This is a genomic window from Pseudomonas sp. Bc-h (assembly GCF_002080045.1).
Taxonomy (GTDB): domain Bacteria; phylum Pseudomonadota; class Gammaproteobacteria; order Pseudomonadales; family Pseudomonadaceae; genus Aquipseudomonas.
This window is the reverse complement of the sequence record NZ_MUIN01000005.1, coordinates 289,723-307,663: the sequence shown is the minus strand read 5'-3', so window position 1 is coordinate 307,663 and position 17,941 is coordinate 289,723. Positions and strand designations below refer to the sequence as shown.

20 protein-coding genes and 1 riboswitch are annotated in these 17,941 nt (G+C 59.8%); of the genes, 11 read left to right on the top strand and 9 right to left on the bottom strand.

Annotation, left to right across the window (positions count from 1 at the left end):
- Positions 1-63: 63 nt before the first annotated feature.
- From BWR59_RS10250 to BWR59_RS10240, 3 genes are all read left to right on the top strand, one after another.
- Complete coding sequence (locus tag BWR59_RS10250) at positions 64-621, top strand: hypoxanthine-guanine phosphoribosyltransferase (protein WP_081565523.1); 558 nt, start codon at positions 64-66, stop codon at positions 619-621.
- A 165-nt stretch (positions 622-786) separates the two neighbouring features.
- Positions 787-1,272, top strand: coding sequence for a hypothetical protein (locus BWR59_RS10245; protein WP_081565522.1), 486 nt, complete (start codon positions 787-789; stop codon positions 1,270-1,272).
- A gap of 67 nt (positions 1,273-1,339) precedes the next feature.
- Positions 1,340-1,627, top strand: a complete 288-nt coding sequence (locus BWR59_RS10240; protein ID WP_081565521.1) for a PA4642 family protein — start codon at positions 1,340-1,342, stop codon at positions 1,625-1,627.
- Positions 1,628-1,733: 106 nt separating this feature from the next.
- Here BWR59_RS10240 and mqo read toward each other — a convergent pair whose 3' ends face one another.
- Both mqo and BWR59_RS10230 read right to left on the bottom strand, forming a co-directional pair.
- Complete coding sequence (mqo, locus tag BWR59_RS10235; RefSeq protein WP_081565520.1) at positions 1,734-3,239, bottom strand: malate dehydrogenase (quinone); 1,506 nt, start codon at positions 3,237-3,239, stop codon at positions 1,734-1,736.
- 730 nt (positions 3,240-3,969) lie between these two features.
- Positions 3,970-4,203 carry a hypothetical protein gene (locus tag BWR59_RS10230; RefSeq protein WP_081565519.1) on the bottom strand — a complete coding sequence of 78 codons (234 nt, stop codon included), beginning with the start codon at positions 4,201-4,203 and terminating at the stop codon, positions 3,970-3,972.
- Between the two features lie 244 nt (positions 4,204-4,447).
- Between BWR59_RS10230 and BWR59_RS10225 the strand changes: the two genes are divergently transcribed.
- Positions 4,448-5,029 carry a YajG family lipoprotein gene (locus BWR59_RS10225; protein WP_081565518.1) on the top strand — a complete coding sequence of 194 codons (582 nt, stop codon included), beginning with the start codon at positions 4,448-4,450 and terminating at the stop codon, positions 5,027-5,029.
- Between the two features lie 163 nt (positions 5,030-5,192).
- On the opposite strand, the gene BWR59_RS10220 is transcribed toward BWR59_RS10225, so the two are convergent.
- Positions 5,193-5,396: a hypothetical protein gene (locus BWR59_RS10220; protein ID WP_081565517.1), complete on the bottom strand. Its 204-nt coding sequence runs from the start codon at positions 5,394-5,396 to the stop codon at positions 5,193-5,195.
- A 138-nt stretch (positions 5,397-5,534) separates the two neighbouring features.
- Between BWR59_RS10220 and BWR59_RS10215 the strand changes: the two genes are divergently transcribed.
- Positions 5,535-5,804 (top strand): hypothetical protein, encoded by a 270-nt coding sequence (locus BWR59_RS10215; protein ID WP_081565516.1) that lies wholly within the window; start codon positions 5,535-5,537, stop codon positions 5,802-5,804.
- 130 nt (positions 5,805-5,934) lie between these two features.
- On the opposite strand, the gene BWR59_RS10210 is transcribed toward BWR59_RS10215, so the two are convergent.
- Positions 5,935-7,098, bottom strand: coding sequence for a 1-acyl-sn-glycerol-3-phosphate acyltransferase (locus BWR59_RS10210; protein ID WP_178111220.1), 1,164 nt, complete (start codon positions 7,096-7,098; stop codon positions 5,935-5,937).
- A gap of 130 nt (positions 7,099-7,228) precedes the next feature.
- Here BWR59_RS10210 and BWR59_RS10205 point away from each other — a divergent pair, with 130 nt between their 5' ends.
- Genes BWR59_RS10205 through BWR59_RS10195 form a run of 3 tightly spaced genes read left to right on the top strand, consistent with a single transcriptional unit; the run spans position 7,229 to position 8,362 of the window.
- Positions 7,229-7,420: a CPXCG motif-containing cysteine-rich protein gene (locus BWR59_RS10205; RefSeq protein ID WP_081565514.1), complete on the top strand. Its 192-nt coding sequence runs from the start codon at positions 7,229-7,231 to the stop codon at positions 7,418-7,420.
- On the top strand, positions 7,421-7,681 hold the full coding sequence (locus BWR59_RS10200; RefSeq protein WP_081565513.1) for a DUF2007 domain-containing protein: 261 nt from the start codon (positions 7,421-7,423) through the stop codon (positions 7,679-7,681).
- Between the two features lie 51 nt (positions 7,682-7,732).
- A complete protein-coding gene (locus BWR59_RS10195) occupies positions 7,733-8,362 on the top strand; it encodes an SOS response-associated peptidase (protein WP_081565512.1) in 630 nt (209 codons plus the stop codon).
- Positions 8,363-8,482: 120 nt separating this feature from the next.
- On the opposite strand, the gene BWR59_RS10190 is transcribed toward BWR59_RS10195, so the two are convergent.
- The gene (locus tag BWR59_RS10190; RefSeq protein ID WP_081565511.1) at positions 8,483-10,624 is read right to left on the bottom strand and encodes a methyl-accepting chemotaxis protein; all 2,142 of its coding nucleotides are present in this window, start codon (positions 10,622-10,624) and stop codon (positions 8,483-8,485) included.
- Between the two features lie 295 nt (positions 10,625-10,919).
- Here BWR59_RS10190 and BWR59_RS10185 point away from each other — a divergent pair, with 295 nt between their 5' ends.
- Positions 10,920-11,738: a M48 family metallopeptidase gene (locus BWR59_RS10185; RefSeq protein WP_081565510.1), complete on the top strand. Its 819-nt coding sequence runs from the start codon at positions 10,920-10,922 to the stop codon at positions 11,736-11,738.
- Positions 11,739-11,934: 196 nt separating this feature from the next.
- Here BWR59_RS10185 and BWR59_RS10180 read toward each other — a convergent pair whose 3' ends face one another.
- The 3 genes from BWR59_RS10180 to BWR59_RS10170 all read right to left on the bottom strand — a co-directional run bounded on the left by BWR59_RS10180 (position 11,935) and on the right by BWR59_RS10170 (position 14,894).
- On the bottom strand, positions 11,935-12,519 hold the full coding sequence (locus BWR59_RS10180) for a TMEM165/GDT1 family protein (RefSeq protein WP_081565509.1): 585 nt from the start codon (positions 12,517-12,519) through the stop codon (positions 11,935-11,937).
- A gap of 90 nt (positions 12,520-12,609) precedes the next feature.
- Positions 12,610-12,729, bottom strand: a riboswitch (yybP-ykoY riboswitch).
- A gap of 40 nt (positions 12,730-12,769) precedes the next feature.
- Positions 12,770-13,768 (bottom strand): class I SAM-dependent methyltransferase, encoded by a 999-nt coding sequence (locus BWR59_RS10175; RefSeq protein WP_081565508.1) that lies wholly within the window; start codon positions 13,766-13,768, stop codon positions 12,770-12,772.
- A gap of 160 nt (positions 13,769-13,928) precedes the next feature.
- A complete protein-coding gene (locus tag BWR59_RS10170; protein WP_081565507.1) occupies positions 13,929-14,894 on the bottom strand; it encodes a 2-hydroxyacid dehydrogenase in 966 nt (321 codons plus the stop codon).
- A 205-nt stretch (positions 14,895-15,099) separates the two neighbouring features.
- On the opposite strand from BWR59_RS10170, the gene BWR59_RS10165 reads away from it, so the two are divergent.
- Positions 15,100-15,729 carry a LysE family transporter gene (locus BWR59_RS10165; protein WP_081565506.1) on the top strand — a complete coding sequence of 210 codons (630 nt, stop codon included), beginning with the start codon at positions 15,100-15,102 and terminating at the stop codon, positions 15,727-15,729.
- 147 nt (positions 15,730-15,876) lie between these two features.
- Here BWR59_RS10165 and BWR59_RS10160 read toward each other — a convergent pair whose 3' ends face one another.
- Positions 15,877-16,644, bottom strand: coding sequence for a helix-turn-helix transcriptional regulator (locus tag BWR59_RS10160; RefSeq protein ID WP_081565505.1), 768 nt, complete (start codon positions 16,642-16,644; stop codon positions 15,877-15,879).
- 91 nt (positions 16,645-16,735) lie between these two features.
- Here BWR59_RS10160 and BWR59_RS10155 point away from each other — a divergent pair, with 91 nt between their 5' ends.
- Complete coding sequence (locus tag BWR59_RS10155; RefSeq protein WP_081565504.1) at positions 16,736-17,938, top strand: MFS transporter; 1,203 nt, start codon at positions 16,736-16,738, stop codon at positions 17,936-17,938.
- Positions 17,939-17,941: the final 3 nt, after the last annotated feature.

Sequence of the window (17,941 nt, the reverse complement as noted above, 5' to 3'; positions counted from 1 at the left end):
TCTGACGAAGACGGATGCGTACCTTTGCCCGCTTTTCCTTACACAGCCCCCCTGGAGAGCGCCATGTCCGCTGATCTCGAGCACATCCGTCAAGTCATGCGCGAGGCCGACTGCCTTTACACCAAAGACGAAGTCGAGGCGTCCATCGCCCGCGTTGGCGAGCAGATCAACAGCGTGCTGGCCGACCGTAACCCGGTGGTTTTCTGCGTGATGAACGGCGGTCTGATTTTCGCGGGCAAGCTGCTGACGCATCTGAACTTCCCTCTGGAAGCGTCCTACCTGCACGCCACTCGTTATCGCAACGAAACCAGCGGCGGCGAGCTGTTCTGGAAGGCCAAGCCTGAAGTTTCGTTCATCGACCGCGACGTGCTGATCATCGACGACATTCTCGACGAAGGTCACACCCTGGGCGCGATCATCGACTTCTGCAAACACGCCGGTGCCAGCGCCGTGCACACGGCCGTATTGATCGACAAGGATCACGACCGCAAGGCTCGTCCCGACCTGAAAGCCGATTTCGTTGGCCTGCCGTGCATCGACCGTTACATCTTCGGTTACGGCATGGATTACAAAGGTTACTGGCGTAATGCGGCCGGCATTTTCGCCGTGAAGGGCATGTAACGCCTGCTGTATTTGTCTGAATGAAACAAACCCTGTACCTGCACGGGTTGCCGGTGGTGGCGGGTTTCACAAACCCTACCGCCGGCAAGCCGTGCTGCTACAGGTGATGCGTTAACACGGTTTCGCCCATGCTAGAGTGCTCCCCACTTTTTCCGGGAGGCACACATGACGTTATCGTTTCGTAGTAAAGCAGCGTTGATGTTGCTGTTGACCCTGCCACTCCCCGCACTCGCCGAACCCATGCACGCCCAATACCTGCCGCCAGACGAACTGTCTGTGCGCGAAGGTGAACCCGAGCAGCAGCAATTGCTGCAGATCACCGAATATTCGGTGGTGGTCGGCAGCCAGCGCCAGTCCAATCAGCAACCTATTCCGGTTACCTCGCCGTTGACCCTGCGCCTGAAAGGCAAGCCCATGAACAAGGGGGCGACGATTTCCGAGGTGCTGATCCATTTCGATGGCGAGAGCAAAAGCCTGAAGAAACCCGCCTACGACGAGTCGACCCGAATCCTGACCCTGTTTTACCCAGCCACCCAATACCGAGTGCTGGTCGATCTGCTGCGCAACGAAAAAGTCTATTGCCAGTTCCTGAGCTACGCCAACGGTCACGTTTGGGCCGATGTGCACACCGGCAGCGTACGCGCGCGTTGAGCCTATGGCCGGGCGAGGGGTAAACTGCCCGCCCGTGAAATGTCCCGCAAGTCAGTTGGAGTCAGCAATGCGTAAAGATAAGAAGCAGGTGATTGGCGATGAAATCGGCGACGCCCAGATCAAACTGTTCCTGGATTTCGAACCGGTAGACGCCACTTCGCCGTCGCTGCACAAGCTGATCAAGGCCTATCGCGGTCTGCGTATCGACGACTTCGAGCGCTTTTTGGGGTTCTTCAAGGAAGCGGGCTACGACCTGGATGGCAAGGACGAGCACGGCAATGATTTCGTTGCACTGATCAAGGATCAGCGGAACGCGCAGGACTACATCGAGCTGATCGAAAAGGCCCGTGGCTGAATGCAGGGAAACTGCACAGTCAGCTGATGGCACTGAAATAAAACTGAAAACCCCGCTGCGTGGGCGGGGCTTTCAGTAATCTCACCGATCCAGAGCAAGCTCTGAATCAGGCGAAGCTTGCCGCCTGGCTGCTTGGGACCAGGTCCAGGCTCGCGTCGCTCTGGGCGCTGACACGCTGATACAGCTGCGCGTCGGTTTCCAGGGCTTTTTCACGAGCAGGGAAGATCTCATTGAGCTTGGCGGCCCATTCGGTACGGGCTTTCTCGGGGAAGCAGCGTTCGATCAGGTCGAGCATGATCGAAACGGTGACCGACGCGCCTGGCGAGGCACCCAGCAACGCCGCAAGGGAACCGTCCTTGGCCGAGACCAGTTCGGTACCGAATTGCAGAACGCCGCCTTTCTTCGGATCTTTCTTGATGATCTGCACGCGCTGACCGGCCACTTCCAGGCGCCAGTCTTCGGCTTTGGCTTGTGGATAGAAGCGACGCAGAGCATCCAGGCGCTGTTCCATCGACTGCCGCACTTCGCTGATCAAGTATTTGGTCAGGTCCATGTTGTCGCGCGCAACGGCCAGCATCGGAGCGATGTTGGCAGCGCGGATCGACAGCGGCAGGTCCATCAGCGAGCCATGTTTGAGGAACTTGGTGGTGAAGCCGGCGTATGGGCCGAACAGCAGGGAAGTCTTGCCGTCGACGACGCGAGTGTCCAGGTGCGGGACCGACATGGGGGGCGAACCCACTGCGGCCTGGCTGTACACCTTGGCCTGGTGGTGCTTGACCACTTCAGGGTTGTCGCAACGCAGCCACTGGCCGCTGACCGGGAAGCCGCCGAAACCCTTGCCTTCTTCGATGCCCGACATCTGCAACAGCGGCAATGCCGCGCCGCCAGCGCCGAGGAATACGAATTTGGCGTCGATTTCACGGGTGCCGCCGCTGTTGACGTCCTTGATGGTCACGCTCCAGCCAGCGCCCTTGCGGGTCAGGCCAGTGACGCGCTTGCAATACTTGACCTGCGCATCGGGTGCGCTGGCCAGGTGCTTGAGCAACTGATTGGTCAGGTTGCCGAAGTTGACGTCGGTGCCGTGCATGACGCGCGTCGCAGCGATGGGCTCGTCGGCCGGGCGCCCCGGCATCATCAGCGGCATCCACTCAGCCAGTTTGGCCTTGTCTTCGGTGTATTCCATCGAAGAGAACGCATGGTGCTTGTGCAGCGCCTCGTAGCGTTTCTTCAGGAACTCCATGCCTTTTTCGCCCTGCACGAAGCTCAGGTGCGGAACCGGCGTGATGAACGAGCGCGAAGAACCGAAGGTGCCAGTGCGAGCCAGATAGGCCCAAAACTGCTTCGAGACTTCGAACTGAGTGTTGATATGAATCGCTTTCTTGATGTCGATGGAACCGTCCGCCGCCTGTGGCGTGTAGTTCAGCTCGCACAGGCCTGCGTGGCCGGTACCGGCGTTGTTCCAGGGGTTGGAACTCTCGGCGGCACCGGAATCCATCAGCTCGACGACTTCAACCTTGAGGCTCGGGTCGAGTTCCTTGAGCAGTACCGCAAGGGTGGCACTCATGATGCCGGCCCCGACGAGTACTACATCGACTGCTTCGTTATGCGCCATTAACGCGTCTCCAAAATCTGCAGCACCAAATTGACGGCATGGTTCCCGTGGTCAGTTGCCAGATGCGGGCGGCGCGGATTTCGCGCAGTGCCTCAGGTCATCTGGCCGGGAATGTCATGGCCGATTCTTCGCAATTTTTTGCATCTTCAGCGGACGCTACTGAGAGGGCCTGGTTGATGCTTTTGTAGCCAGCATGAACGCATTTTTCGGCCCGAACAGCCATTCGACTATCGTCAAGACGTCCGGTAATGCAACCAAATCCGTAGTGGACAGGCTTCAGGCTCCTGTTGTGGAGACTGCGCTGCGATCGGTCCTGTGCAAGGGGGCTGGGTCAGACGCTAATGGTGCATTTACAAACGCGTAACTATTCATTTGCTCGCCACACTCTTGTGAAGTTGTGAAAACCCGTTTTTTTCACGCTCTTTTGGAGACGCGAACCTCAAAAAGGGCTGCGCGATGGCAGCTCTGGCAGATCAGGTTCAAACACAATGTGGGCAGTGGCGGGTGCAAAAGGTTCGAGCGAATCGACGTTTTCGCGCCTGCACAGCGGTCACACCGGGCTGCACATGTCTGTGTGGAAGGCTCTCTGTGGGCGATACGGAGGAGTTGATACAGGGTATCAACGATGCTGCGAGGCCCGATCAGGAGACGTCCTTATAATCGGGGGGAGATTATAGCGATGAAACGCGGAGAATTGATCCAGAAAAAATGACTTTTATTCGCCGTTCGGTCAGAAGCTGAGCAATTGTCGGGCGGTAATCGCACGCAGGCGAGGGCTGACGCGGGCACTGGCAGGCAACGGCTGACGGAGCCAACACAGTTTCGGCTCGCAGATTTCCACCCAGCCTGTACCTTCAGGCGGCACGGCACAGTGTTTGAAGCACAGGCAGATACCCTGCTGGTCCAGGCGAGCGAAGTGGCGATGACGACTTTTAGGCGAGAACAGAGACCAGAGAAAATCCATGGCATGACTCCTTGTTTGGGGGAGTAGCTGGGTAGGTGTGAAAAGTATGTCGGGTGGCGATGACATCCCTGTGACGCTGGCGTTGCGTAATGGTGTCGTGGGGGGACTTTTTACGGTCACGGGCGGGGACCGTGCAGGGGAACCGCAGGCGATGGCGCTTAGTCGTATCTTTACGCTAGTGAGCGGCCGCGCGAGGTCGTTATACTGCGGCACAATTTGTGCCTTGGCCCATGGAGAAATGAGCATGTTGCGTCGTGTTTTGTTCGGTTTGCTTGCGGTAGGCAGTCTGACGCTGGTGGGGTGTGCCCACAGCCCGCAATCACTTAACCCGCAACCCAAGTTGAACAGCCAGCTGGCGGCTGTCGGACACGGCCAGCAGGTCGTGGTTCGTGTCGTCGATGGTCGTCAAACTCAGACCCTCGGGACGCGCGGCGGTCTCTATCCGGAAACCAGTTCGATCACCGTCAATGGCCAGCAACTGGTGCCTCAACTGCAGGCTCAGGCCGAGGCGGCGGTACGTCTCCTGGGCTTCACCCCGGTTCAGGGCGGCAACGGCCCACAGCTGACGGTTACTTTGGCTGACCTCAAGTACCAGTCGCCGAAAGAAGGCCTGTACGTGACTGAAGCCAGTATCAGCTCGACCTTCCGCGCCGATGTGCAGAACAACGGTCGCAGCTACAGCGGTCGTTACGCCGCTTCCCTGGATCAGCGTTTCGGCATGGCGCCGAACGAAGAGACCAACACCAAGCTGGTCAGCGACGTGCTCAGCGATGCGTTGACCCGTCTGTTCCAGGATCAGACCATCGGCCGCGTTCTGGGTCAGTAACCCGCCCGGCTGTACGACAAAAGCCCCCGGTTTCGTGAGAAGCCGGGGGCTTTTTTTGTTGAGCGGTTGCGTTGGGCGGTCTGTAGCCGTCCGGCTTGCTGGCGGTGGGTCTCGGAAATTCCGACTGCCGGCAAGCCGTGCTGGTACAAGATTCGGCGTCTGATCAGGCTGCCTGATAGAAATCAAGAAAGCTGTAACCCGTCTCCATATCTATCTCTGGCAAATCGTGATGCTGATGGCCACCCAGTGCGCAGTAGACCAGCCAGTGGCGATCTTGAACATTAAAGGCCAAGCCATCGATCAACGCTTGTTGCTCGTCGCTCGGGGCGATGAGGTAGAGGCGGTCTTGATTGTGGGCATGCAGCATAGGGGGCTCCGGTCAGACGGGTGCGTTCGAGGGGCTTCACAGTGACCGGTTCAGGTGACGTTAAGGTGACACGCAGTACCTTTATCGTCAGATCCAATCGAACCTGCGGCGCCCCTCATCTGGCGCCATCGAGGCCCCATGTCCCTTCTTCAGCAATCCCCCGGGATGATCCTCAATCTGTTTGCGCTGCTGGCTGCAGGCCCCGGCGTGTGGCTGCTGCACACCACGCGCAGTCGCGAGCAACGCGAAACCACGCACCTGCACAACCTGACCGAACAGGCACCCTTCGACGAGCCGATGCACTTGATGGACGTGCCGACGCTGCGTCTTATTCGTCTGAGTTACCGAATCGGCGCGGGATGCCTGGGGTTTGCGTTGCTGTTGTCATGGGTGAGTACCAAGCTCTGACTGCCAATGCGTGCCGAGGCAATCGATGCGGCAGTCCGGCTTGCCGGCGGCAGCGATCAGGAAGACGCCACCGCCGGCAAGCCGTGCTGCTCCCGGTGCAATCGCGCTTGCACCGGGTCCAGATTCAGCCTTAGAGCGGCAACCCCGCCTTCACCCGGTACTGATTGCGCACCGGCGTCGCGTATTGCAGCACCAGATAAGGACGATGTTCCTCAGGGCAGCCATCGAGGCGACGCTGCCATTCTTCTTGCGCACGTTCCAGTTCGTCAGCCGGGAAGACGTCGGCGGCGCTCGGTACATTCAGGCTCGAGTCGGCATTGGCCCATTGCGCGTAAGCCAGGTAATGCACCGGGAACAGGCGATAGCCGCCGAGGATCTGCCTGTCCATCTCGATCGCCAATTGCTTGGTGTCTTCGAACAGTTCGCTGATCGGCGGCGCGAAGTTGACGTGCACACGGCCTTTGTAGCCGGTAATCCCCAGCGCGATGCTCACGTCGTCCTCGCCCGCCGCCTTGGTGTAGCTGCCAGTGGTGGCGCGGATATACAGCTCGCGAGCCTTGGCGTGATCGCACGGGTCGTATTCGTAGCTGATCGACACCGGGGTCAGGTTCAGCGACTGAATGACCTCGCCGAATGGCTCGTCCTTGCGGCTCATGTGGAACATTTTGAGGATCGCCGATTCGGTGCGATCGTCGCCGTCTTTGGCACGGCCTTCGGCCTGGGCGATCCAGATCGACTGGCAGTCGTTGCGGATCGAATGATTGATGTAGGCCGACAGCAACTGATAAGCCGCCATCTTTTCCCGGCGGCCAGCGATGGAGCGGTGCACGATGAAGCTCTTGTTCAGGCGCATCAGGTCGCTGACGAAAGGCTTCTGCAGCAAATTGTCGCCGATGGCGATTCGCGGCGTCGGCAGGCCGGCGTGATAGACCGCGTAGTTGACGAAGGCCGGGTCCATCACGATGTCACGGTGATTGGCCAGAAACAGGTACGCCACGCCGGACTTGAACTGCTCGACGCCGGTGTAGGTCACACCATCGGTGGCGCGCTCGATTGTGTGATCGACGTAATGCTCGACCTTGTCTTGCAAAGCGGCCACGGTATCGATGCCGGCGAACTGACGGCGCAGCTTGCGTGCGATGGCAGGCTGCAGAATCCAGCCCAGGGATCCGGCCAGACGTGGAAAACGGAAATGCGTGAGGATCGCGAGGAACGCCTTGTCACCCAGCAGCCGGTTGAGTACGGCTTTTACTTCGGTGTCGTCGTACGGTCGGATGGCATCGAATTCGCCCATCATGCTCTCTTGTTGGAAACGGCTAGGGTAAAGGTAGGCCAAGTCCGGAATCACACCCGGATGCTGAGAAATAAAGCTCGGCCCGCAAACAAGTCGGCGATTATACGCAAAACTGCTCTCGGAGACTGTGATGCACGAAATACAACCTGCAGCGCCTTACGAGTGTCCTTATTGCGGCGAACCGGGGGAAACGGTCCTCGATCTGTCGGAAGGCGATAACAATTTCATCGAAGATTGCCATGTGTGCTGTCGTCCCATCGAATTTCATCTCGAAACCGATGGTGAGCAATGGGATCTGGAAGTCCGGGCCGAGAACGAATGAATGCGCAAAATCTATGAGCCGGAAAACATGATGGAAGGCGAGTTATTACAGTCGATGCTCGCCAGCGAAGGCATCGAGTCGCACATCACCGGTCGCCATCTGCTGGGCGGGATCGGCGAGCTGCCGGTTTTCGGCTTGCTGGGGCTGGCAGTGGAAGACGATCAGGCTGAGCGGGCGCGACAGTTGATCACTGAGTACAATGGCGCCTTTCCGTTGTCGGGCGAAGAACCTGACAGCTATCCCGACGTGTTGTTGTGCTGAATCCGGTACCGCGCCGCTTCATTCGCTTTTCAGAAGAGTTGCCCCAAGCCCATGTGTGGACGTTATGCGCTGTTTCGTTGGACGCCCGCTTTCGCGGCCTTGCCCGGATTCCCGGCAGACCAGCAGGCGCAATGGAACATTTCCCCGGCCGACTCAGTGCTCATGGTGCGCGCTGGCCAAAGCGAGGCGGGCGGCAGGGAGGTGGCGCGAGCGCGTTGGGGGCTGACCCCGCCGTGGCTCACCGACATGTCCCGTACACCCGCACATGCACGGGCGGAAACCGTGGCAGAACAACCGATGTTTCGTCAGGCGTTTCGCGAGCGACGCTGCCTGCTGCCTGCCAACGGTTTCTACGAGTGGCGCGGTACGGTGCGCAAACGACCGTTCTGGCTGACGCCGGGTGAGGGCTCGGCACTGTATTTCGCGGCGATCTGGGAGGCGTATCCGGTGCAGGAGCACGTTTACTTGAGCGTGGCGGTGGTGACACAGTCAGCAATGAGTCAACGCAGGCCGTTGATCCTTGATGCAGAGGGCCAGGCCGCCTGGCTCGATCCCGAAAGTTCTCTGGTAACCCTGCAATCGCTGCTTGCCGCACCACAGATGCAGTTGCGCGAGCGCCCGTTGGCCAATCTGGTGAACGATCCGAAGCTCAATGCGCCGGAATGCCTTACGCCGTTGTGATCAAGGTTTGTCGCGGCGGTCGGTAGCAGTCCGGCTGGCCGGCGGCAGCGGTCTTGAAAGCGCCATCGCCGGCAGGCTGCACTGCTAAAGGGTGTGAAGCGCGTTAACTCTCCACTCTCATCAAACCCTGAACTGATTGATCAACCGACGCTGTTGCTCCGCGAGCTTGGTCAGTTCGGCGCTGGCCTGGCTCGATTCATCCGCGCCGCCCGCCACCTCGTTGGCCACTTGCCCAATATTGATCACGTTGCGGTTGATGTCGTCAGCCACTGCGCTTTGTTCTTCGGCAGCACTGGCGATCTGGGTGTTCATGTCGTTGATCACCGACACGGCCTTGGTAATGCTTTCCAGTGCCTGCGCAGCCTCGGCCGCGTGCCCTACGCTCTCGTCGGTCTTGGTCTGGCTGTCTTCCATGACCTTGACCACCTGCCGCGTGCCGGTCTGCAATTGCTGGATCATGCTCTGGATTTCTTCGGTGGCCTGCTGGGTCTTCTGTGCCAGATTGCGCACTTCGTCAGCCACCACCGCAAATCCGCGGCCTTGTTCGCCAGCCCGAGCCGCTTCGATGGCCGCGTTCAGAGCGAGGAGGTTGGTCTGTTCGGCGATCCCGCGAATGGCCGTCAGAATCGCGTTGATGTTCTCGCTGTCCTTGGCCAGGGTTTGCACGACACCGACGGCTCGACCGATTTCCACCGCCAGTTCGCTGATCGAGTTCGATGTGTTGTGAACGATGCGCATGCCCTGATTCGCCGCGTCATCTGCGTGATTGGCAGCCTGCGCGGCCTGAGTCGCGTTGCGGGCGACATCCTGCGCGGTGGCGGTCATTTCATGCACAGCGGTAGCGACAAGGTCGATCTCGGCCATCTGCTTGTGGACGCCCTTGTTGGTGCGAATGGCGATGTCGGCGGTGTGCTCGGACGAGTCGCTGACCTTCTGCACCGACGTCACCACTTGGCTGATCATGACCTGTAGTTTGCCGAGGAAGGTATTGAAACCCGTGGCGATCGCGCCCAGTTCGTCGGCGCGGTCACTGGTCAGGCGGCGGGTCAGATCACCTTCGCCCTTGGCGATGTCGTCGAGCATGGCGACCATTTGCTTCAGTGGGCGAGCGATGCCACGGCCGACGAACCAGACGATCAGCAGGCCCAGCGCGGCGATCAACAAACCGACGACGGTCATGCCGAAGATGTCCGTGTCGCGTTGCTGCGCCAGGTCGCTCTGCAGTTTCTGCAGATCAGCCATCACGGCGCTGACAGGCATGCGAATCATCAGGGTCCAGCGCGCGTCGGTGTTGCCGATGCCGAATGGCAGGTAAAGCTCGATGTGGCCATGTTCTTTGTCGATGTCGTAACGCACCTCGCCTTTGGTGAGGTTGGTCAGGTTGGCAACCTCGTTGGCGTCGAGGATCTCGCTGGCTTTTTCGCCGAGCTTGCTGGTGTCTTTGGTATAGGCGACCAGACGGCCATTGGTGGCAATCAAAGCCAGGTCGCCGGCGCCGTCGTAGAGTTTCTTGTCGGCGCTTTCGAGCATGTCCTGGATGAAGTTCACCGACAGGTCGGCGCCGACGATGCCCTGGAACTGGCCGTCGAGCATGATCGGTTCGATGAATGAGGAGAGCATGACCATCTTGTCGCCGACTTTATAAGGCGCCGGGTCGATCACGCAGGCTTTGCGGGTTTCCCGCGAGCACAGGTAGTACTCGCTGGAGCGGATGCCGGTAGAGAGAACCTTCTGGTCCTCTAGGCTGGCGAGTTTTTCCAGATTGAAAGTGCCGTCCGGTTTGCGGTACCACCAGGCCATGAAGCGGCCGTCTTTCGGGTCCACGCCGGTGATGGGCGCTTCAGCATAGGCCGCGTCGTTATGGTCCAGCGCGTTATGTTCCCAGCCGATGTAGGAACCGAGAATTTTCGGGTTGCGCACGACTGTCTCATGCAACACGTTGAGCAACTGCTCGCGGCTGATCTTCAGCAGTGGCTCGCCCTTGGCGTCCTTCATGCCCAGTACCGCGTTGGTGGTAGCAAGGCCTGCGGCCGTTTGCAGCGGAGCTTCCAGTTCGCGCTGAATCTCGCTGGCCTGGGTACGCGCGATGGCTGTCAGTCGTTGCTCGATGGCCTGCTCGAACTGCACGGTAGTGCGTTTTTCCACGAGCTCCTGAGTGCGCGCGCCGGAAAACAGCGCAAAAAGCACGAGAGCAGCCACAACGCTGAGCACGATGGCACCCGACAGAGCGGCAACCGAAAACTGGATCGACTTGAACTTCATAGGAACTCCGGACGTGGAATTACGCCTGAAGTGGATATCGCCTCGCACTGAGCTTCCATGAGACACGACCCGACGAAATGGCCGTTTTTGATCGGCGTTGGTCGTTATTGGATATGTTGCCGACAAGCCCCGGTTTTAAAGGCCTTGGCGCGTCTCAGAACTGAGAGGTTTATGTTTCATTTCTGTTACAAATGCGCGTTTTTTTTTACCACAGTTTATATGGCAAACCGCTTCTATCTAGCACTCCGCGGGCGTACCGCCTAGGATGGGCGCCTTGTTTCCAGGGAGATACATAATGCGCAAGACCTTTGCTCTTTGTGCCATGAGTGCAGCTTTGCTGGTTGCAGGCTGCCAGGCCGTCAACACCACCAGCGGGGATTCGGTGGGTGTCGAACGCAAGCAATACATGTTCAGCATGCTGTCGACCGACCAGGTCAATCAGATGTACGCCCAGTCTTACCAACAGACCGTCACCGAGGCGACGACCAAGGGTGTTCTGGATAAGGACAGTGCTGAGGCCAAGCGCGTACAGAACGTCGCCAATCGCCTGATAGCCCAGGCGCCGAAATTACGCCCGGATGCTGCGCAGTGGCAGTGGGAAGTGAATCTGATCAAAAGTGATGAGCTGAACGCCAACTGCGGTCCTGGTGGCAAGATCATCGTCTACAGCGGGCTGATCGATACCCTGAAATTGAGCGACGATGAGCTGGCGGCGGTCATGGGCCACGAAATCGCCCACGCGCTTCGCGAGCACGGTCGAGAAGCCATGTCCAAGGCCTATGGCGTGCAAATGGCTAAGCAGGGCGCCGGCTCGTTGTTGGGGTTGGGGCAAGACAGTCTTGCGCTGGCCGATACCGTGGTCAATTACAGCCTGACGCTGCCCAATAGCCGTTCCAATGAAAACGAAGCGGATCTGCTGGGGCTGGAATTGTCGGCTCGAGCTGGGTACAACCCCAATGCCGCGATTACCTTGTGGCAGAAAATGCAGGCCCAGGCCGGCGCTTCACAGCCTGAGTTCATGAGCACTCACCCGGCTTCGGCGAACCGGATTGCCTCATTGCAGGCGGCAATTCCGAAGGTAATGCCGCTGTATGAGCAGGCGCCGAAATCCTGAAGAGGGAGGTGGCTCTTGGGTCCAGGGCGGCACGCTGTTAGCGGGTGCGCCCCTGGACTTGTGTGAGCGCCGGAGGTCACGACGGCAGCGACGACATCGGTTTATCAGACAAGCCTGCTGTGACTGATCCAACGCTATCGCTGCCGTCGTTCCTCCGGCGTCTCCCACAGGATTTGCGCGAGGGTTTCAGGACGGGTTAAACCCAGCCGCTGACCTGCATCGCCTTGTACACCGCAACGATCGCCAGGATGAAAAACGCACCGGCCGCCAGGCGACGAATCAATGTCAACGGCAGTTTCTCCGCCGCGAAATTACCTGCCAACACGACCGGCACGTTGGCCAGCAGCATGCCCAGCGTCGTACCCAGAATCACCAGCCACAGGTAGGAATACTGAGCCGCCAGCATCACCGTGGCGATCTGCGTCTTGTCGCCGATTTCCGCGATGAAGAACGCAATCAGCGTGGTCATGAAGGGGCCGAACTTGCGCGCGGTGTTGGCTTCGTCATCGTCCATCTTGTCTGGAATCAGCGTCCACAGAGCCGTGGCGGTGAAGCTTGCGGCAAGGATCCAGTGCAGCACGGCGTCGGACAGGAAGCTGCTGAACCAGGCGCCCACGGCACCGGCCGCAGCGTGGTTGGCCAGCGTAGCCGCGACAATACCGGCGATGATCGGCCAGGGCTTGCGGAAGCGTGCAGCGAGAATGAGCGCGAGGAGTTGGGTCTTGTCACCGATTTCGGCCAGTGCGACGACCGCGGTTGGGACCAACAGGGATTCCAGCATCAGGGGTTTCCTAAGGGGCGGGTCAACACGGCTATGACACGTACAACCTCCCCGCCCCGGGTCAGGATGTTCGTGTCATAGGTCTTGTCAAACCACCGATCCGTCTGGGCGGATCTGGGGTCGCACGCACCATGGCCTGAGGGCCAAGTATGTTGATGCGCGCCGGACGAGCGTGGCGCTCGTGGGAGACTACTCCCCTAGGACGGAGCGGATTCTGCCTAGACGAATCGTGTTCGGCAAGCGCTAATTTTCACCCGCGTTTGGCGCGGTAAATCCGGAAGCCATTCCCTTCGGCCATAACGGCACATACGCCAAGGTGCTCTTCGATGATCGGCTGATAGCGCAGGAAGCTATTGGCGACCAAGCGAAGTTCACCGCCTTTTTTCAGATGTTCACGTGCTTTTCGGAGCAGATTTTCAGTGGCCGCGTAGTCGGTGTGAACACCCGTATGAAAGGGCGGATTGGTCAGAATGACATCCAGATGCTTGGGTGCGGCGTCGATGCCGTCGCCGGTCAGAACGTCACCTTCAAGACCGTTGGCCAACAGCGTCAGACGGCTGCTGGCGGTGGCAAAGGCGTCGACGTCGAGCATTGTCACGTTCATGTCCGGGTTGCGACGTTTGACCGCAGCGCCGAGTACGCCCGCGCCGCAGCCGAAATCGAGTAAATGGCCTGCTGGCAGTCGATCAAGATTCTCCAACAGCAGGGCGGAACCACGATCCAGACGACCATGACTGAAGACGCCGGGAAGGCTGGTGACCTTCAGTGGACCGCCTTCGATGTCGATCTCGAAGTGCTTGGCCAGACTGTTCAACTGCACGGCTTGCGGGGCGTTTTCCACGGAGACTTGCCACAGCTGGCAGTGACGGGCGCTGTCCAGTTTGCGAGCGCGACCGAATGGGCTCAGTTGACGCGCAGCAGCTTCGATACCCGCGCGTTTTTCTCCCACCAGAAACAGCTCTCGACCCTGTAGACGCGAGGCCAGGGCATTGAGCAGGTAATCAGTGAGGTCCTTGGCTTTGGGCAGGAACAGCACGGCAGCTTCGAAACTCTCGGCCGGCGCTTCAGTGCCGAAGTGGGTGCGACCGCTGAAGCGGGTGTCCAGCGCCGCAAAATCCCCCGCATGCCAGCTCCAGCCTCGCGCATTGGGCAGCCTGCCCAGCAGGTCGTCGGCAGGCAGGCCGGTCAGCAGCAGTGAGCCCTGAAACAGCTCGGCCTGACGGAGTAACACTTCACTGCGCGGGTCCATCTTCGGCTCCTGGCAAAAAGGGCGAAGTTTAACAGGGGAAAGGCTTCGGATCTCGACATGGAATGGACGTCGGTAACAATCCGGCGTGCCTGCGGTGGCGATTTCGATTGCGCGCCGCCGGCAAGCCGGACTGCTAAGGGTATGTTCAGAGGGTGATCACTCAGCTCACTACTCGAACCGGCGCACCCGCGTAGAACCCCTGCGCATTCTCGTTCACCTGCCCGACGATCCGCTGCCGCGCTTCCTGGCTTCCCCAGGCGCTGTGCGGGGTGATGATCAGGCGTGGGATGTCGCCGGACAGCAGCGGGTTGCCGTTGACTGGCGGCTCGACGGTCAGCACGTCGGTCGCGGCGCCCGCAAGGTGCCCGTTGCGCAACGCATCGGCCAGCGCCTGTTCGTTGATCAGTCCGCCACGGGCCGTGTTGACGATGAACGCTTTCGGCTTCATCAGGCTCAATTCATGGGCGCCGAGCATGTCGCGGGTGTGTTCGTTGAGCGGGCAGTGCAGGGTCAATGCGTCGACCTGCGGCAGCAGTTCATGCAGGGGCACACGATCCGGGCGAGCAGGGCGGCCAGGAATCTGCCCCAGCACGACTTTCATGCCAAAGGCTTCAGCCAGCTTCGCCACCGCACCGCCGAGTTCCCCGTGCCCCAGCAAGCCCAGCGTCTTGCCTTCCAGTTCCACAATCGGGAAGTCCAGCAGGCAGAACTGTTTCGACTTCTGCCATTGGCCCTGATGAATTGCCTGTTGATAATCAGGCAGACGCGTGGCCATCGCCAGCAACAGCATCAATGTATGTTGCGCCACGGACGGCGTGCCGTAGCCCTGACAGTTGCTCACGACTACGCCGTGTTTACGGGCGGCGTCCAGGTCGACGTTATTGACGCCAGTCGCAGTGACCAGCACCAGTTTCAGGTCCGGGCACGCTGCGAACGCGGCGGCATCGATCATGATCTTGTTGGAAATGGCCACTTGCGCGCCTTGCAGCCGTTCGATGACCTGGTCGGCAGTTGTGCTCCCGTGCAGCACCAGTTCACCGAAGGTTTCACGCCATGGGGTGAGGTCCAGATCGCCAAGATCCAGAGAGGTGTGGTCCAGGAAAACGGCTTTGCGGTTGTCGCTCATGTACAGGGGCTCCTGTGGCTGGATGCGCTACGACGCGTAGGAAGACGAACATATTGCTGCAATCCAATGCCTGCGCGCCACTTCGGGAAATATGACGAACAGCATGGATACGTGTGTATAGAGGATCTTTTGCTGTGTCAGGCACAGGCGTAAGGTAGGCGCCTTGTTTGAGCCTTTTGCTCTGAATGCTGCCCCGGAGACCCCCATGTACTGGACGGAATTTCTCACCGTTGCCCTGATTCACCTGCTCGCTGTCGCCAGCCCCGGCCCGGACTTCGCCGTGGTGGTGCGTGAAAGCGTGACCCACGGTCGCAAGGCCGGGACCTACACCGCCATGGGCGTCGGTACCGCGATTTTCCTGCACGTCGGCTATTCGTTGCTCGGTATCGGTCTGATCGTTTCGCAGTCCATCGTGCTGTTCAACGCATTGAAGTGGGCAGCGGCGGCATATCTGCTGTACATCGGCATCAAGGCCCTGCGGGCCAAACCTGCCAGCGCGACCGATGCGCCTGTGGACATCGCCAAGGGTGAGCGCACAGCTCGCGGCGCCTTTACCGCAGGCTTCGTCACCAATGGGCTGAACCCCAAGGCCACGCTGTTTTTCCTGTCTCTGTTCACTGTCGTGATCAATCCGCACACGCCAATGCTGATTCAGGCCGGTTATGGGGTGTATCTGGCGCTGGCAACGGGCATCTGGTTCTGCCTGGTCGCGCGCCTGTTCAGCCAGCCACGGGTGCGCGCCGGTTTTGCCCGCATGGGGCACTGGTTCGATCGCGCCATGGGCGGGGTTCTGGTGGCGCTGGGTGTGAAGCTGGCATTTACGCAGGCGAGCTGATTGCTTCCAGAGCGGGATTCACACGATCCTGTGGGAGGGAGCTTGCTCGCGAAAACGGAAAGTCAGTCACTGCGGTGCCGATTGCTCTGACGTATTCGTGAGCAAGATCCCTCCCACGGTTGGATTTGCGCAGACTACGCGGACGCCTCACCGCTTCAACTCACTCAACTGCTTCAAAGCCCCCAGATATTCCCGGGGGCTTTCGCCCAAAAGACGGATGAACATCGCGCTGAACGCCCGTGCGCTGCCATAGCCCAGATCGTTCGCCACCCGTTGCACACTCTCGCCAGCCAGTAGCCTGGGCAGCGCTTCCATCAGCCGCACCTGCTGACGCCAGGCATTGAAACTCAGCCCCAACTCCTGATTGAACAGACGCGTCAGCGTGCGTGAGCTGGCGCCGACTGCCTGGGCCCAGTCTTCCAGCGTATTGCCGTGATGCGGGGTCTTGAGCAGTGCCGTGCAGATATTTTGCAGGCGCCGGTCGCGGGGCATGGGGATGTGCAGCGGCAGATTTTCCAGCGCAGCGACTTCTTCGAGCATCAACTGCTGGATCAGCGAATTGGCCGCATGCTCAGCGCTTTGCGTAGCCCGCACAATCAACTCGCGCAGCAATGGCGTGACGGCCAGCACGCAGCAGTTGTTCAGGCCGGGTGGACAATGCTCGGCGGCGATGAACAGCGAGCGCATCAGCACTTCGCCCGACATGTAAATTTCGTGTTCGACCATTGGCGGGATCCACACCGCTCGCGTCGGGGGAATCACCCAGGCGCCGCTGTCGGTAATCAAGCGCATGACGCCGCTGACCGCATACAGCAGTTGCGCCTCGGCGTGGACATGACGCGGCTGATGCGCGCCATCGGGATAGTCCCTTGGATGGGCGGTAACCGGGCTGTGGCTGAGCAGGCTGATCAACATGGCGGATTCGATGACTATGTTGTCTGAAATACGATTTGTCGCCAACTTAGCATGAGCATCCACAATCACTGCAAGCCCAGGATGCGTTGCCATGAGTCAAGTCATACGCCCCAACTCACCTCGAACGGTGATTCATTTCATCAACGCCGCTCACGTCATCGATCACATGTTCATGCTGATTTTTCCCGCCGCCGTGCTGGGCATGACCCAGGCGTTCGCGCTGGATTACGCGCAACTCATCGGCCTGTCGCTGGGCGGGTTCATTGCTTTCGGAGCCTGTTCGCTACCGGCCGGCTGGCTGGGTGATCGCTGGAGTCGGCGGCACATGATGCTGCTGTTCTTCTTCGGTATTGGCGCCGCGTCGATCATCACCGGCCTGAGCACCAGCACCACCATGCTGGCGGTGGGCATGACCCTGGTCGGCGTGTTCGCCGCCATCTATCACCCGGTCGGCACCGCCATGCTGGTGGCTTACGCGCAGAATCGCGGTCGCGAGATCGGCGTCAACGGCATGTGGGGCAACCTCGGTGTGGCGTTTTCCGCGCTGCTGACGGGTTTTCTGGTGGCACAGTTCGGCTGGCGCTCGGCGTTCATCCTGCCGGGTTGCATATCGATCCTGATCGGCCTGATGTTCGCTTTGCAGGTCAAGGACGAACCGATTCCGATGCGGGCCCATACAGCGCCGAAAGGCCGGACCGGTCAGCGGATTTCCATGGTCATGGTATTCAGCGTTCTGGCCATTGCCACGGCCACTGGCGGCGTGGTGTTCAACGCAACGACCATGACCTATCCGAAGCTGTTTCAGGATCGTCTGCATGACCTGTTCGCTTCGCCGCAGACATTGGGCCTTATCGTCAGCCTGGCCTACGCCTTTGGCGCGGTGGCGCAGTTGACCATCGGCCGTTTCCTCGACCGCTTCAGCCTTAAATGGCCGTTCGTGATTCTCACCGTCTGCCAGGCGCCGTTTCTGTTCGGGCTGGCTTATACCGACAGTTGGCCGGTGGTGTTACTGGGCGCGGGTTTCATGTTCGTGGTGTTCGGTCAGGTAACAGTCAATGACGCGATGGTCGCCAACTTCGTCGCCCCCCAATGGCAGTCCCGGGTATTTGCGCTGCGCTACTTCCTTTCCTTTGGCGCAAGTGCCACGGCGATTCCGCTGATTGCCTTCGTCGAGCCTCGTCAAGGGTTGACCGGACTGTATGTGATCCTCGCCGGCTTCGCAGCGCTGACTTTCGCCGCAGCGCTGATCTTTCCTCGAACCCCCGCCGAAAACCACGTCGCACAGCCTGCGTAGGAC